Genomic DNA, 14,511 nt, shown 5'->3' with positions numbered 1-14,511 from the left:
CCTGCTCAGCCGCGGCTATGCCCGCCGCGACCTCGCCCGCATCGCCGCGATCTTCGGCGTCGGCGCGATGGCGGCGGCGAGCGGCCGGCCGGCCTGGGCATCGGCCGGCGTGCCCGATCCCGCCCCCAGCGCCAAGACGCGAATCGGCGCCAACGAATGCTGGACCGGACCGCTCGCCCCCGGCCAGGCCGCCGCGGCGAAGATGATCGCGCAAGGCAATCGCTATTCCCCGCACAACGAACGCAGCGATTTCATCAAGGCGGTGATGTCGGTGGAAGGCGTGCCGTTCGACCATGTCGCTCCCTGGCCGGGATCGAGCGATCCGCTGTCGCGTGCTGTCGTGACCTATTGCTCGCCGACCAAGGGGTTGGTCACCGCCGATCCGACCTTCGAACTCGCCGGGCGTACCGCGGCGTGGCTCGGCGCGCCGGTCAAGGCGGTGCCGCTCACGCCCGATTTCCGCCATGACGTGAAGGCGATGCTGGCGGCCGACCCCAATGCCGGGCTTTACTACATCTGCACCCCCAACAACCCGACCGGGACGATCACGCCGCTCGCCGATATCGAATGGCTGATCCAGAACAAGCCGGCCGGATCGATGGTGCTGATCGACGAGGCCTATACCCATTTCGCCGGCGTGCCGGTGGCATCGTCCTTCGCGGTCAAATATCCCGACGTCATCGTCATGCGGACCTTTTCGAAGATCTTCGGCATGGCCGGGATGCGGATGGGCTATATCATGACCCAGCCCGCCAATATCACCAAGATGATGCGCTATGACGGCGGCATGCAGTCGGGCGCGTTGCCGCTGCCCTCTTTGGTCTGCGCGACCGCCAGCCTCACTGCGGGGCCGCTGATCGCGCAACGCCGCGCGCAGATGCAGGCGGCGCGCGCCTTCGCGATCGATCATGTCAAAAAACACGGGCTGAAGGTCGTGCCGACCGAGGCGAACATGTTTATGATCGACTGGAAGACCAAGCCGGCCAAGGACATGCAGGCGGCGTTCCGCACCCAGAGTGTGGAGATCGGCCGCTCCTGGCCGATCTGGCCCAGCGTGTCGCGCGTCACCGTCGGGTCGATGGCCGAGATGGCCGCTTTCTGCACCGCGCTGGACAAGGTCTGGACCGCCTGACGATGCGGCCAATGCCGTTTTTTACTGTGTTTCAACGACAGGGCGCCGGCTCCCCCGCGTCCAACGCGGCCGCGCGCCCTGTCGCATTTTCTACATCCACCGCTGCCGCGCCCCTGGGGGCAAGGCAGCCAATCCGTTCGCGATGCGGCGAGCCAGGACAAAGAACGTCCGCCGGCGCTCCACGAACGGCACTGAGCGGGAGGGGTGTCTGAAGGCTTTCTGTTGAAAGGGGCCTTCGATGAAAAGATCGGTATCTATTGCGGCACTGGCACTCGGCACGTTGTGGGCAGCGAGCGCACAGGCCACGGCAGCGGACACCACCGCCGACAAGACGGCTGATAAGGCGGCAAGCGTGCCGCCCGCCGACGCACCTGGCGATCCCCAGGCAAATACGCTTCCCGCGGCGACGGTGGCGGCTACCCAAGCCAGCGACGAGATCATTGTAACCGGCACCCGCGTCGTCGGCACCACGGCGGCGGAAAGCTCCGCCCCGATCAAGGTGCTGGATGCGGCCACGCTCAGCCGCGTCGGCCAGCCCAATCTCAATCAGGTGCTGACCCAGCTCGTCCCCTCGTTCAATGCCCAGGCATTCGGCGGCGACACCGCGAACCTGACCCTGTCGGCGCGGCTTCGCGGGCTCAGCCCCAACCACACTTTGGTCCTGGTCAACGGCAAGCGCCGGCATGGCACCGCCAATCTCGCGGTTCTCGGCGGACCTTACCAGGGCGCAGCAGCCGCCGATCTCGACCTGATCACCCCCGCCTCGGTCAAGCGCATCGAAGTGCTCGAACAGGGCGCCGCCGCGCAATACGGCTCCGACGCGATCGCCGGCGTGATCAACATCATCCTCAAAGACGATACCAGCGGCGGCGAGGCGATCGCCACCGGCGGCTCCTATTACGACACCGGCGGCCAGACCTGGGCCGGCAGTTTCACCATGGGCACCAAGATCGGCGAGAACGGGTTCCTCGACCTCACTTTCTTCCACCGCTTCCACGCCTTCAGCCAGGTCGGCGGCTTGGATCGCCGCGTGACCGACGCCAGCGGCACGCTGCTCCCCGGCCTCTCGGCGGCGCAAAAAGCGCTCTATGCTGGCATTCCCGGCTTTCCCTATGTCAACCGGATCAACGGCGACGCGCGATCGCATCTGACCAATTTGCAATACAATGCCGGCTACGATTTCGGCGACGTCCAGGTCTATAGCTTCGGCAGCTATTCGAAGCGCATTGCCTCGGCGTACGAAAATCTGCGCGTGCCCGACCGCATCATCGCCTCGCCGGTGCTGGGCGTCGGCGGCACGCTCGGCGCGCCGGGCTCGATCGTCTACGATCCCGACGGCGACACGCCGCCCAACGGCTTCAACCCGCGCGAGGGCATCCGCGAGGACGATTATTCGGTGACCGGCGGCATCAAGGGCGATCTCAACGGCTTCCGCTGGGATCTCAGTGGGACCTACGGGCAGGACAAGAACCTGATCTACACGCTCGATTCGGCCAACCGATCACTGTTCATCGACACCCATTTCACGCCGAAAGACTTCTATAACGGCCTGTTCAAGGCGACCGAATACACGGTCAACGCCGATTTCTCGAAGGACGTCGAACTCGGCCTGGCGCAACCGCTCAACATCGCGTTCGGCGGCGAATATCGGCGCAATATCTATGAGATCGGCTCGGGCGATCCGGCATCGATCTACAAGGAAGGCGGGCAATCCTATCCCGGTTTCCGGCCGTCCGACGCGGGCAAGCATGCCCGGCACAATTGGGCCGGCTATCTCGATCTGTCGGTCGAGCCGGTCGACGGGCTGAAGCTCGATGGAGCATTGCGCTACGAGAATTATTCCGATTTCGGATCGACCTGGACCTGGAAAGCGACGGGGCGCTACGACTTCAGCCCGGCGGTAGCGATCCGCGGCACGGTGTCGACCGGCTTCCGCGCGCCGACTTTGGCCGAAAGCTATTATTCGGCGACCAACGTCTCGCCGACTTCAGCCTTCGTCCAGCTCCCGGCCAATTCGGCCGCGGCCAAATTGCTGGGCTTCAGCAACCTCGGCCCGGAGAAGTCGACCAACTATAGCGCGGGCTTGGTGTTCCGGCCGGCATCGCGGCTGGTGATCACGCTCGACGCCTATCAAGTGAAGATCCGCAACCGCATTCTCGGCACCGGGTCGATCTTCGGCAGCGGCGGCGCGATCAATTTCCCGGTGGTGACGCAAGCGATCGTCGCCAACGGCAACGTGCTCGACCCGACCGTCAGCCAGACCGGCATCAACATCTTCACCAACGGCGCGGATACGCGGACGCGCGGGGTCGATGTCGTGGTGACCTACTTCACCGACTTCGGCGATGCCGGCAAGGTCGACTGGTCGATTTCGGGGACCTATAACGAGACCAAGGCGACAAGGATCGGCCTTGCCCCGACCCAACTCACGCCCACCGGCGGCACGACGCCGATCGCCTTGTTCGACAAATCGGCGATCTCCAACCTGGAAACCGCGTCGCCCAAAGTGAAGGTCGTCGGATCGGCCAATTACAGCCTGGGCGCTTTCTCATCGACGTTGCGCGGGACGCTGTTCGGCAAGAGCTCGGCCTATGCCTCGCCCAATGGCGGCACCTATTACAAGCAAGTGATCGGCACCGCGTTCCTCGTCGATCTCGACGCCAGCTATACGATCGCCCACACGGTGACGCTGACGATCGGCGCCAACAATGTGTTCAACAAGAAGCCGCCGACGGTCGCGCTGGTCCCCGGCACGACCAACTTCACCCTGGTGAATGGCGGCAACGTCATCGACTCGCCGCTGACCTTCTCGCCGTACGGGATCAATGGCGGGTATTATTATGGAAAGGTGTCGGTGAAGTTCTGATGCGATGGCGAGCCGTCCGGGGCGCCGGGCGGCTCGTTGGTTACCGGGACCGGAACGCCGCCTGACCACGGCGCCGGCGCCAACACAGCGCTACGCGTCATCGGCGCTTTAGAAACAGTATCGCCGCGGAAATCGCGAAATAGAAAGCCCCGAAAGCCGCGTAGGGCGCGACATCGCCAACGCTCAGGCTCGCGGTTGCGTCGGTCGCTTTCTTGACGAAGATCGCGCCGGCCAAGGCGGATTGCCCGCCGCTCAGGATCATCGGCCATTGCGCTCCGGCGGTGCGCCAGCGACGAACGGCAGTGGACAATTGGAGGATACCGGCAAGTGCGGCCCAAATGCCTATGACCGCGATCACAGCATGGAAATCTCGAGTTGCCGCAACCGCGACCGCGAGCGTGACGATCGCGCTGATGACGACGTTCAGCATCTGACTAGGGTTGGCGCGGAGGCCGCCGTTGCTCTTCGCATCCACATAGTTGGCAAGACTGTCCCATGCGGGATAGGCGACGATCAGCGCGACGCCGAGCGTCGGATGGGCCTTGCCGATGGTAAACGCCAGGGCGACCCACAGTGTCGATACGATAGCCCGGATGGCATAATAGCCGGCGAGCCTGTTGCGGTTCGAGGTCGGGATGTCGGCGGTCATGGTCATGGTCATGGTGGGTTTCTTTCCTTGCAGATGATGACGGCGCACGCCCCCGACCCGGAGCCGCGATGGCGCCGATGGCGTTGTGCGGTGACTGGCAATCCGGCGCTGCGCGAGGAGCGGCGCCTGGGGACTTGAAGGGCTTCAGGCGGACGAGAAGCTGGTGGAGCGCGAGAGTGCATCCCAGGCGGCGATTTCGGCCTTCATCCCGTCAAGTTTCTGTTCGACCAGCCCCAGGGCATCTTCGCCCAGGAACAGCCGCGCCGGCGGGTTCGGCGCTTCGATCAATGCCAGCAGCGCTTGCGCCGCCTTGGCCGGATCGCCCGGCTGGTTGCCGTTCTTGGCTTGTCGTGCGGCGCGGATCGGATCCATGACCGTGTCATAATCGGCGATGCTGCGGGGAGTGCGATCCATCGACCGTCCGGCCCAGTCGGTACGGAATTGACCGGGAGCGAGCGCCGTCACCCGGATCCCGAAATCCGCCACTTCCTTGCCCAGCGCTTCGGAAATGCCTTCGAGCGCGAACTTGCTGCCGCAATAGAAGCTGATGCCCGGCATAGTGATGAAGCCGTCCATCGACGTGACGTTGACGATATGGCCGCGACGCCGCGCGCGCATGCCCGGCAGCACCGCCTTCATCATCGCGACCGGACCGAACACATTGGCCGCGAACTGGCGCTGGAGGTCGTCCATGGAGGATTCCTCCAATACTCCCTCATGACCATAGCCGGCATTGTTCACCAGCACGTCGATCGCACCGACGGTCCGTTCGGCATCGGTCACCGCCGCCGGGATCGCGTCGAAGCTGGTCACGTCGAGCACAAGCGGATGGGCGCGACCGGGCGCAAGCGCGGCAAAGGCTTCGGCATCGCTGTCCCGCCGCACGGTGCCGATCACGCGATGCCCCGCTTCGAGCGCGCCCGCGGCGAAGGCACGCCCGAGGCCCGAGCTGACACCAGTGATGAGGAAAGTCTTGGGCAAGGCATCCGCCATGGTCTAACTCCAGGCTGAGTTGATAACTATATCATGATATAGATAGTGAGATGGCAAGCGACAAGCCCCGACCTTCTTCGACCGCCGCCAGGGGGGAGCCGCTGCGTCAGCGCGTGATCGACGCAGCGGAGCGCCTGCTCCGCGAGGGCAAGGCCGAGTTCTCGATGCGCGACCTTGCGGCCGAGGCCGGAGTCAGCTTCGCGACGCCGTTCAACCAGTTCGGGAGCAAGGCGGCGATCATGCACGCCCTTGCCGAACGGCGCATCGACACGATGGCGAAGCGCTTCGCCGAACAGCCACCGCTCCCCTACGCAGCCGACCGCGTGCTGCTCGCCATCGGCATCGCGGCAGCGGGAATGCTGGAGGAACCGAGGATCAATCGGGCAGTGATGGGGTGGATCGGTACGGCCGGCCCTGTCCCCGGAAAGGCCCTGGCCCATTCCACGGCCTTATGGCGGCTGGCGCTGGGCGACGGCCAGGGCTTGATCGCCAGCCGGCAGGAAGAGGCGCTACGCTGTTTGCCGCGGCAACTCGCGTTCGGCTTTCGCGGCGTGCTGTCCTTCTGGACGTCTGGCGAACTTGCCGACGAAGCGCTCGCCGCGGAAGCGCGACATGTCGCGAGCGCCTTGTTGCTCGGCTTTACCGACCGGCAGCTATCCGATGGTCACGACTCCTGAGGCGCGGATCGGGCAGGTCGTCCGACGAAGCGCTCAGTCCGCCGCGTCGAAGAAGAAATAGTGTTCGATGACTTTCCCGTCCGCAATCCGCGCGACGTCGGCGCCGCTGACGATGACCTGATCGCCGGGACCGCCCGTCCACTGCGCGGTGGCGATGCCGTGATGTCCATGGCCACCCGGCAACACCTTGAAGCTGAAGCCCTGAGGCATATCGGCCAGGACGCCCTTCACCACGTCCGAGATTGCCTGATGGCCGGTCACCGCGCGCGCCGGCTCGAAGATCTGCGCGTCCGGGTGATAGAGATCCCCGATCGCCGCGAGCCTCTTCGCGTCGTCATGCTCGCTCCAGACGCGTTCGATCGTGGCATGGAGGATCTCAAGTTCAGGCGATTCCGGCATTCGATCCCCATTCGCTACCAATGCTGACGCACGCTTGCGCAGCCCAAAGTCACTATGGGGTACGCGAGCCATCATCGCCACTCGAGCCAACGCAGGGCGTTACAATGATGGCGTGGCGGGCACCCTGATAGCGTCCTTGCCCGGTCAGGGGCCAAGCACCGTCGCGCCGGCACCGCGCAGGGCCGCGGCGGTTTCGCCAGCAATATAATGGTTGTTCTCGACGACAAGCACGGCGCAGCCCGTCAAGTCAGATGCGCCAGCCATATCCAGCGCTCCACAAGACGGTGGCCAGAGGCGGCGCATACGTTCTGCGTGACAACCCGGACAACTGGACTCGGGAGACGACAAGCGCCCTAGCGGAAGAGGTTCGCCTCGATCAGCGCCAACACGATGCTTTGATCGTCCCCGACGAAATCCAGGTTCACGAAGTTGAGCTTCGCCGCCATGACAGGGTCCTCCCTCACGAACCTGACCAGCGGCGGCTGGATTCTGGCGGCCTTCGTGCTGATCCATTCCCCGCCCGGAGTGGCCGGTGCATTGGTGTGCATCATCCACAGCGGCCCTCCGCTCGGCGGTTGCACCGCGCCCAGCATGAGCCGGATGTCGTTGGCGGTCGTGTCGCCACTGTCGAGCCAGACACCCGCGAGATCGAAATCGATCGCGTATCCCTGCGCCTGCGCGGCGGCGAACGCGTTTTTCCAGGGTTCGGCGCCGTGTGTCGGGACCGGCTTTTCCGGCGTAGCAGCCCAAATGAAGTCGGCTCGCTCCCGGCCTTTCATCGGCCCATCCGCCACGGTCCCGGTTGGCGGCTCCCCCCATGAGAACAGCACGATCTTCTTGCCCTGACCAAGTATCTTTCGCTGCGTGGCCTCCGCAATATGATTATTGCTTTTCGTGGGGACGCCATTCACCATTTCGACGAAGCGTGTCGGAAAAGCCCAGTCGTTCAAGCTATTGATCACGATGTCCCAGAACTCGTCCGGAACATCCTTATGCCAGGGCAGCAGAGAGACGGCGATAATCTCCATCGGGCTTCCCGCAAGGAAGCGCATGATGTCGGCGAGCACCGGACCAAGCATTGCCTCAGCGGAGTCGTAGCCATGGAACCCGCGCCATTGACCCGGGCCCACCTTGTAGAAGCGCAAGTCGAGGTAACGGGAACCGGCGCGCAGCTGGTCGTAGATTTCGCGTGACTGGGTCTGGCTGCGCTGATTAGTCCCCGGAGACCGGATTTCCCAGCATGCTGCGTCATGGCTGCCCGGAACCACCAGATCGGCCAGGGGACGATCGGCAATGACGTTGGTCAGATCCCCCATCCAGGTAGGCGTATCGTATTTCCCCCAGTTGTCGTACTTAGACTTCAGCCCCGGAGCATAGCTGTCCTTGGTCGCGTCGAAGGCCGAAACCGGCACGAATTCGAAAACCAGAGCGCTCGTCTCGAACTCTAGATACACCTCCCCGCTTGAAAAAAGCTCGCCCCGGCTCTCCTCGGTCTCCAGATAATTCAATCCGAACACGTTGTTGTTGATTGTGTACCAGGCGTGCAGCGGGAAGGGCTTGCTGCCATTGAAATGCACCAGCGCGCCGCTCATCGTACCGCGAACGGGACTGTCCAACGGCAGACTAGGATCGCTCTTCAGCGTCAGCCAATAGCAATCGTCCTTATACTTCGCGTATTGCCAAAAGGCGCTGACCCCATTTGTGCCGGTCCCGCCGAGCCAGAGTTCTCCGTTTTCGTCGGTGATCGTCAGCTTGCCAACTTTGGAATTGCTCGGATCGGGCTCCCACCCCACGATCGCCGCGCCGGGAGTCGAGATCGGGTTGCTGTAGACTCCCGCCGGCACACAGGCCGCCCAGCGGTCCTGCTCACCCAGCCAGCCATAGACCCGAGTTCCGGTCTTATCCCAGATCCTCACGTAATATTGATCCATAATCCGCCCCTTCCCCGTCTAAGAACAACTTGCCCCGCGCTATGAACGATAGGCGCGGGAGATCGCAGTGACGCCCTGCCTATGGCATTGTCAGTCCATTGTTCGACACCGTTCCACCGAGCAGCGCGCCATCGCCGCCCGATCCGGCGGCAATGCGCCCGGTGCTCGACACAAAGCGCGCTTCACCCTTGCCGGTGAAGCGCAGGTGGCCGGCATTGAAGTCCGCGTCCGCGATTAGGACGCGAAAAGCTAGGCGAGGACATGCCGCATTCGGGGCGCTACGCCAGATCAGCCAGCTTGACCCGCCCCGGCCGGTTCACGTTGCCCGCCGAGCATGCGGCCCTCTGCTTATTCGATGTTCAATCGAGTTCTGAAAATCAACTTGCGCTTGGCACCGGAAGATACATCCGTTCTTGAGTGCAAAACCGCTGGTGACACTAATGGATCGCTCCTGAGATTATCTGATGCTGCCTAATGCTGCAGCATTCGAGACAACGCGGATAAATCGGATCAGCTCCGAACCTCAATACCAATGAGCTTGTCGGGTTTCAGCACGTACTCTGGGTTTTTGTCTGGACCAAAAGCAACTACTAGCCCGTTAGTATTGATATCTATTGATGAAATCGACAGCGATGCTGGGAGACCTGCAACATAAACGGATATAAGATCCACTCCGGGTCGGTTAAGTATCCGGATTGCTTCCAAGACCAACAGCCTGTCGGGCGAATCGCTCATGTTTATTCTCCCAGAATTACAGCGCCCCACCACAATGATGATGAGTCCCGCGTCAATCTGTTGACACATAAAGCAAATATCTGGAGTCGTGTTGCGCGGGGGTGCCAAAGGGTTGACCGCCAGTGCCAGAGGTCAGGGCTGGATCAGCGAACGAAGCGTATGGACGCCGACAGACTCATCACGATGGTCGAACTGGAGGTGGGCGATCTGGCGCCCGAGGACCGGTTCGCTGCCTTCGCAAGCCTTGTCAGAAGCTCGACGACCAGCCGTAGGTCCAGCGGCCCGTTCCACGTCCATGCGCGTTTCTGGCATCTGGGGACGATGGTGATCTCCGAGCAATGGTTTGATGCCGTCACCTTCGATCGCACGCCCGCGCACGTTGCTGCACACGGCTCGGACCATTACTCGGTCGTCGTGCTGAACGAGGGCGAGTGCACCTTCCATCTCCCGGAAGGTGGGCGGACGATGGGGCCGGGTCGCGTGAGCCTGAGCGATTTCAAGATGCCCGAGCGCGTCGATACCACAGCCCAACATTCGATTTCGATCCAGATTGCCAGGCCGGTGCTGGACCAAGTCGTGCCGCCGGTCGCCGCGCTGGGGCCGCTACCCGATTCGCCGGAGATGCAGCTGTTCATCTCCTTCTGCCGCACGCTGGTCGAGATGCTGCCGACGATGAAGACCTCGAACGCGCTGCGCATGGCGGGCATCGTGCGCGACCTGCTGGCAGCGGCATTGAACAACCTGCCGCCGCGCACTGACAACCTGCCCGACAGCCGAATTCGGGAACGCGTCGTCCGCTATATCGCGGCGCAGCCGATGGGCAGCGTGAAGGTAGCGGCGCTCTGCGAGAAATTGCATATGACTCGGTCTTCGTTATTTCGCGCGTTCAGGCGGGACGGCGGCGTCCTCGCCTATGATCGCCGCCGCCGCCTTCATACTTTGCATCGGGCGCTGACCGACCCGAGCGAACACCGTAGCCTTGCCGAACTCGGCTTCCTCCACGGCTTCGAAGACAAAGCGCATCTGAGCCGGCTGTTTCGCAAGACCTTCGGCTATTCCGCGTCGGAACTGCGCGATCATCCGGTGATCGCGCAACGTCGCGAGCCACAGCGTGGTACCGTTCAGGAGCGCTACAGATCGTCTGTCGCCGCATTATCGAGCGAGCACTTCCTGTGAAGCGGCCGGTCGGCGTCACACGCGTTTAGTTTCGCGGTTGTCGAAAAAAAATCGATCTGCGACCTTAACGGGCTATCGATTTCGGCCGCTGCTAGCGGCGGCGAGTCCGATCTGCCTCCTCAATCTGCCTGTCAGGAATGGGCAGCCGCTTTCGGGATCAGGAAGAGCCACGCGGAATGACCGATGTTAGGGTGCAAAGCAGCCGCTACGGCACCGACCGCCGCCTTCCTCCCAACATTGACTTCCCCGCAAATCCCCGTATAGGCGCGCCCTCGCAGGCGGGCTTTGGCCCTCCCCTGCGTTACCGTCCGAGACAGCAGGTGCGGGTTTCCCGCTTAATGTCCTGCCTAGACGGGGAATGGAATTTTGCCCGCTCGCGGTTCGCCGTGTCGGGACTGCCGCTCTCCATGAAGACAGCGGCCGGCGCCATGCCCCATCGACGGAGAATTGGCCATGCGGGTCCGCCCGCAGGGTCGCTTTGAACCGGGCCGTTCGCCGTCAGGCGTGCGGTCCACAACGTGGAGAATGGCATGGATCGTGGTCAAAAGGCCGCAGCCGTCGCCGAGCTCAAGCAGACCTTCTCCGAGGTCGGCGTGGTGGTCGTCACCCGCAACCTCGGCCTGACCGTCGCCCAGTCGACGCAGCTCAGGACGAAGATGCGTGAGGCCGGTGCCAGCTATAAGGTCTCGAAGAACAAGCTTGCCAAGATCGCGCTGGATGGCACCGGCTATCTCTCGCTGGGCGATATGCTCACGGGTCCGGTCGGTCTCGCCACTTCCATCGACCCGGTCGCCGCCGCCAAGGTGGTGGTCGACTTCGCCAAGACGACCGACAAGATCGAGATCGTTGGTGGCGCGATGGGCGCGACGGCTCTCAACGTCGAAGGCGTGAAGGCTCTGGCCACACTGCCGTCGCTGGATGAACTGCGTGCGAAGATCGTCGGCCTTATTCAGGCTCCGGCGCAAAAGCTCGCCAGCATCACCCAGGCGCCGGCCGGCCAGCTGGCTCGCGTGTTTGGCGCCTATGGGGCCAAGGAAGCCGCTTGACGACTTTGGTCGTCACCCCGGCGCAGGCCGGGGTCGCCGGCCGCAAACGAACACTTGTTGACAACGGCCCCGGCCTCCGCCGGGGCGACGTAAATTTGGAGAATATACATGGCAGACCTGAACGCGCTGGTTGACCAGCTGAGCGAACTGACCGTCCTCGAGGCCGCTGAGCTCTCGAAGCTGCTCGAAGAGAAGTGGGGCGTTTCCGCCGCCGCCGCGGTTGCGGTTGCGGGCCCGGCCGCCGGCGGCGCCGGTGGCGGCGCTCCGGCCGAAGAGGCCAAGACCGAATTCGACGTCATCCTGACCGGCGACGGCGGCAAGAAGATCAACGTCATCAAGGAGGTCCGCGCGATCACCGGTCTCGGCCTGACCGAAGCCAAGACGCTGGTCGAGTCGGCTCCGAAGGCCGTCAAGGAAGGCGTGAGCAAGGACGAGGCCGAGAAGGTCAAGAAGCAGCTTGAAGAAGCCGGCGCGACCGTCGAGCTGAAGTAAGCCGCAGTTGGGGAGACGGGCCATTTTGGCCCGCACCCCAACAAGGCCCGCCGGCGTGGCCCCAGGCCACGTCCGACGTCACGGGAGCGGAAGGTGCGGAATGCCCCGCATTCCGCAGATCATGCCGGGGGCATGATCGACCTTCCGCTCTCCCGTGACGGCCAGCAGAAAAGAAAGGGCGGTCCCAGCGATGGGGCCGCCCTTTTTCTGTTTTGGTCCTTAGCCCCTCCCCTTCAGGGTAGGGGTTGGGGTGGGGCCGCGCCGCAGGCGAAGCACTCTGCGAGGCATCCCCCCACCCCCAACCCCTCCCCTGAAGGGGAGGGGCTTATTGTCGCGCCACCCACTTCACGAAGGGCACCGAAAACCACCTCGCCCTCGCAAACGCGCTTCACCCAAAGTCTGGATGCGCTTCGCCAGTCGGTGAGCTAGAACTGCCCCCCGGACGCTCGGAGAGGCGTTCAGGCAGGAGCCCGACCATGATCAAAATGAGCGTCTATTATCCGGCCGATAAAGGCGCGAGGTTCGATCACGATTATTACCGCACCCACCACCTGCCGCTGATCGAGGAACGGCTCGGCGATGCCTGCCTGCGCTACGAGATCGAGAAGGGCCTTGCGGGCGGCGAACCCGGAAGCGCGCCGAAGTTCGTCGCGGCCTGCCACATCTATTCGCCGACGTTGGCGACCTTTCAACAGGCGTTCGGCCCCCACCGCGCGGAGATCGTCGCGGACGTCGCCAATTATACCGACATCACGCCCATCGTGCAGCTCAGCGAAGTCGTCGGAGAATAGAGCCCCCACCCCGCGGAACCGCCCGGATGTCCAGCCTGCTCGTGAACATCGACGTCCCGGATATCGACCAGGGCGTGGCCTTCTATACCCAGGCGCTGGGCCTGCGCATCGGCAGGCGGCTGGGCGCCGGATGCGTGGAATTGCTCGGCGCCGAGGTGCCAGTCTATCTGCTGGAAAAGAGCGCCGGGACCCGCATCGGCCCGGCCGGTGGCGACACGCGGCGATACGACCGGCATTGGTCGCCGGTCCATCTCGACATCGTCGTGGACGGCCTGGAAGACGCGATTACGCTGGCGATAGCGGCCGGCGCCATCCAGGAAGGCGATATCCTCGACGCGCCCTATGGCAGACTGGCGATGTTCGCCGACCCCTTCGGGCACGGCTTCTGCCTGATCCAATTCAGCGAACGCGGCTATGACGCCATTGCGGGGGAATAGCGCGCGCCGGGCCTATTCCCGGATCGAACCCAAGCCGCCGCCATGACGCGGAACGGCATCGCCGTGCCCGTGCGGTTATCGAGTGAATCGCACGTGTTCGTGCGACAGCAGAATATTGTTTACGTTCACGCCACCCGGCGTTCAGCGACCTTCGGGTGCATGCGTGGTTCGCCGTCGAGGCGGAACGGGGCGAGCTTGGCCCCTTCCCCGCGGTTGATGCCGATCATGTGCGCGGCGGTGGCGGTGCCGGGGGCGCCGACATTCTCGCCCCAGCGATATTCGGCCTTCATCGCCAGCACCGGCACGAACCACGGCTTGCCGTCGATCGTCATGACGTTGAGGTTGGCGCGCGGCAGCATCGCGGTGCCCGACAGCTCGACCTGGCTGCCCGCGTGAATCTCGAACGGCGCGACCACCGGCTGTTCGACCGGACTGGCGAAGATCGTCTGCAGATCGGCGGCCTGGCGCGCGCTGGCGCTGGTCATAAAGATGCCGAAGCGGACGTCGCGGGCATCGCCGCGGCCGGTATTGCGGACGACGATGCGATATTCGATCGCCGCGCTCATCGACGGGTCGGTGCCGGCGCGCTCAGGGATCAGGACGATTTCGAGCTCCGGCTGCAATGCCTCGAGCGAGCGCGAGGGCGATTGGGGCGCGCGGACGGTGACCAGGCCGGCGGGGAGCGGCGGCGCGGGCGGCTGCGGCGCCGGTTGCAGCCCTTCGGCGATGCGGCGCAGCGGGACGGTGAGCAGGCCGGAGGGTGCCGCCGGTGCAGGCGCGGGCTCGGGTATCGGCGCCGGCATGGGAGCTGGGGCCGGGACCGGCGCGCGGGCAACTGGTGGACGCGGTGGGGCGACGGGCGGCGCCACCGGAGCGGCGACTTCGTCTTCGTAATATTCCTCCTCGCGGCGGCGACGGCCGAACAGGAACCAGCCGCCGGCGAGCAAGGCCAGCACCGCCACGCCGATCGCGACCAGCGTGCCCGACGACCAGCCGCTTGAGGGCTGCTCGGCGGGCGCCGCGGCGGTGGCGGTCGGTACCGGGCTGGGCACCGGCTCGGGTGTTGCAGTGGCGGTTGGGGCCGGTGCGGCAGTGACGGGCGGCGTTGCGGTGGTCGGTGCGGCCGTCGGCTGCGGCGAGGGCGTGCCGGTCCGCGGCGTCGCGCGCGGTGTCGGGGTGGCCGCCGG

At 64.3% G+C, this 14,511-nt stretch carries 14 protein-coding genes; 8 read left to right on the top strand and 6 right to left on the bottom strand.

Features of this window, described 5'->3' with window-relative positions:
* Position 1: 1 nt before the first annotated feature.
* Together SAS01S_RS19345 and SAS01S_RS19340 are read left to right on the top strand one after the other, a co-directional pair.
* Complete coding sequence (locus SAS01S_RS19345; RefSeq protein WP_066812514.1) at positions 2-1,132, top strand: pyridoxal phosphate-dependent aminotransferase; 1,131 nt, start codon at positions 2-4, stop codon at positions 1,130-1,132.
* A gap of 238 nt (positions 1,133-1,370) precedes the next feature.
* Positions 1,371-3,998: a TonB-dependent receptor plug domain-containing protein gene (locus SAS01S_RS19340; protein WP_084239234.1), complete on the top strand. Its 2,628-nt coding sequence runs from the start codon at positions 1,371-1,373 to the stop codon at positions 3,996-3,998.
* Positions 3,999-4,095: 97 nt separating this feature from the next.
* On the opposite strand, the gene SAS01S_RS19335 is transcribed toward SAS01S_RS19340, so the two are convergent.
* Together SAS01S_RS19335 and SAS01S_RS19330 are read right to left on the bottom strand one after the other, a co-directional pair.
* Entirely contained in the window at positions 4,096-4,695 is a 600-nt protein-coding gene (locus SAS01S_RS19335; RefSeq protein ID WP_245657014.1) for a DUF308 domain-containing protein, read from the bottom strand.
* A 96-nt stretch (positions 4,696-4,791) separates the two neighbouring features.
* Entirely contained in the window at positions 4,792-5,640 is an 849-nt protein-coding gene (locus tag SAS01S_RS19330) for an oxidoreductase (RefSeq protein WP_066812513.1), read from the bottom strand.
* 50 nt (positions 5,641-5,690) lie between these two features.
* On the opposite strand from SAS01S_RS19330, the gene SAS01S_RS19325 reads away from it, so the two are divergent.
* Positions 5,691-6,317 carry a TetR/AcrR family transcriptional regulator gene (locus SAS01S_RS19325; RefSeq protein WP_066812512.1) on the top strand — a complete coding sequence of 209 codons (627 nt, stop codon included), beginning with the start codon at positions 5,691-5,693 and terminating at the stop codon, positions 6,315-6,317.
* A 33-nt stretch (positions 6,318-6,350) separates the two neighbouring features.
* Here the strand turns inward: SAS01S_RS19325 and SAS01S_RS19320 are convergent, their stop codons facing one another.
* From SAS01S_RS19320 to SAS01S_RS22670, 3 genes are all read right to left on the bottom strand, one after another.
* Positions 6,351-6,716 carry a nuclear transport factor 2 family protein gene (locus tag SAS01S_RS19320; RefSeq protein WP_066812511.1) on the bottom strand — a complete coding sequence of 122 codons (366 nt, stop codon included), beginning with the start codon at positions 6,714-6,716 and terminating at the stop codon, positions 6,351-6,353.
* 353 nt (positions 6,717-7,069) lie between these two features.
* On the bottom strand, positions 7,070-8,647 hold the full coding sequence (locus SAS01S_RS19315) for a phosphatidylinositol-specific phospholipase C domain-containing protein (protein ID WP_066812510.1): 1,578 nt from the start codon (positions 8,645-8,647) through the stop codon (positions 7,070-7,072).
* Positions 8,648-9,157: 510 nt separating this feature from the next.
* Positions 9,158-9,382: a hypothetical protein gene (locus SAS01S_RS22670; protein WP_157082915.1), complete on the bottom strand. Its 225-nt coding sequence runs from the start codon at positions 9,380-9,382 to the stop codon at positions 9,158-9,160.
* A 159-nt stretch (positions 9,383-9,541) separates the two neighbouring features.
* Here SAS01S_RS22670 and SAS01S_RS19310 point away from each other — a divergent pair, with 159 nt between their 5' ends.
* The 5 genes from SAS01S_RS19310 to SAS01S_RS19290 all read left to right on the top strand — a co-directional run bounded on the left by SAS01S_RS19310 (position 9,542) and on the right by SAS01S_RS19290 (position 13,324).
* Positions 9,542-10,558 (top strand): helix-turn-helix domain-containing protein, encoded by a 1,017-nt coding sequence (locus SAS01S_RS19310; RefSeq protein WP_066812509.1) that lies wholly within the window; start codon positions 9,542-9,544, stop codon positions 10,556-10,558.
* A gap of 530 nt (positions 10,559-11,088) precedes the next feature.
* On the top strand, positions 11,089-11,604 hold the full coding sequence (rplJ, locus tag SAS01S_RS19305) for a 50S ribosomal protein L10 (protein WP_066812508.1): 516 nt from the start codon (positions 11,089-11,091) through the stop codon (positions 11,602-11,604).
* Positions 11,605-11,712: 108 nt separating this feature from the next.
* On the top strand, positions 11,713-12,096 hold the full coding sequence (rplL, locus tag SAS01S_RS19300) for a 50S ribosomal protein L7/L12 (protein ID WP_066812507.1): 384 nt from the start codon (positions 11,713-11,715) through the stop codon (positions 12,094-12,096).
* A 476-nt stretch (positions 12,097-12,572) separates the two neighbouring features.
* Entirely contained in the window at positions 12,573-12,887 is a 315-nt protein-coding gene (locus tag SAS01S_RS19295; protein WP_066812506.1) for an EthD family reductase, read from the top strand.
* A 26-nt stretch (positions 12,888-12,913) separates the two neighbouring features.
* A complete protein-coding gene (locus SAS01S_RS19290) occupies positions 12,914-13,324 on the top strand; it encodes a VOC family protein (RefSeq protein ID WP_066812505.1) in 411 nt (136 codons plus the stop codon).
* A 125-nt stretch (positions 13,325-13,449) separates the two neighbouring features.
* Here the strand turns inward: SAS01S_RS19290 and SAS01S_RS19285 are convergent.
* The coding region (locus tag SAS01S_RS19285) for an LPXTG cell wall anchor domain-containing protein (RefSeq protein WP_157082914.1) at positions 13,450-14,511 on the bottom strand (1,062 nt) is incomplete at its 5' end.

Origin of the sequence: Sphingomonas asaccharolytica NBRC 15499, assembly GCF_001598355.1 — a bacterium.
Taxonomy (GTDB): domain Bacteria; phylum Pseudomonadota; class Alphaproteobacteria; order Sphingomonadales; family Sphingomonadaceae; genus Sphingomonas; species Sphingomonas asaccharolytica.
Note: the sequence above shows the minus strand (reverse complement) of the source record. Positions and strands in the feature narration are given on the sequence as shown.

What these genes read in the sequence shown, in the direction of transcription:
- SAS01S_RS22670 (WP_157082915.1), bottom strand. Translation starts at nt 9,382, where the DNA reads ATGAGCGATTCGCCCGACAGGCTGTTGGTCTTGGAAGCAATCCGGATA.
- SAS01S_RS19330 (WP_066812513.1), bottom strand. Translation starts at nt 5,640, where the DNA reads ATGGCGGATGCCTTGCCCAAGACTTTCCTCATCACTGGTGTCAGCTCG.
- rplL (WP_066812507.1), top strand. Translation starts at nt 11,713, where the DNA reads ATGGCAGACCTGAACGCGCTGGTTGACCAGCTGAGCGAACTGACCGTC.
- rplJ (WP_066812508.1), top strand. Translation starts at nt 11,089, where the DNA reads ATGGATCGTGGTCAAAAGGCCGCAGCCGTCGCCGAGCTCAAGCAGACC.
- SAS01S_RS19295 (WP_066812506.1), top strand. Translation starts at nt 12,573, where the DNA reads ATGATCAAAATGAGCGTCTATTATCCGGCCGATAAAGGCGCGAGGTTC.
- SAS01S_RS19340 (WP_084239234.1), top strand. Translation starts at nt 1,371, where the DNA reads ATGAAAAGATCGGTATCTATTGCGGCACTGGCACTCGGCACGTTGTGG.
- SAS01S_RS19290 (WP_066812505.1), top strand. Translation starts at nt 12,914, where the DNA reads ATGTCCAGCCTGCTCGTGAACATCGACGTCCCGGATATCGACCAGGGC.
- SAS01S_RS19315 (WP_066812510.1), bottom strand. Translation starts at nt 8,647, where the DNA reads ATGGATCAATATTACGTGAGGATCTGGGATAAGACCGGAACTCGGGTC.
- SAS01S_RS19320 (WP_066812511.1), bottom strand. Translation starts at nt 6,716, where the DNA reads ATGCCGGAATCGCCTGAACTTGAGATCCTCCATGCCACGATCGAACGC.
- SAS01S_RS19310 (WP_066812509.1), top strand. Translation starts at nt 9,542, where the DNA reads ATGGACGCCGACAGACTCATCACGATGGTCGAACTGGAGGTGGGCGAT.
- SAS01S_RS19325 (WP_066812512.1), top strand. Translation starts at nt 5,691, where the DNA reads ATGGCAAGCGACAAGCCCCGACCTTCTTCGACCGCCGCCAGGGGGGAG.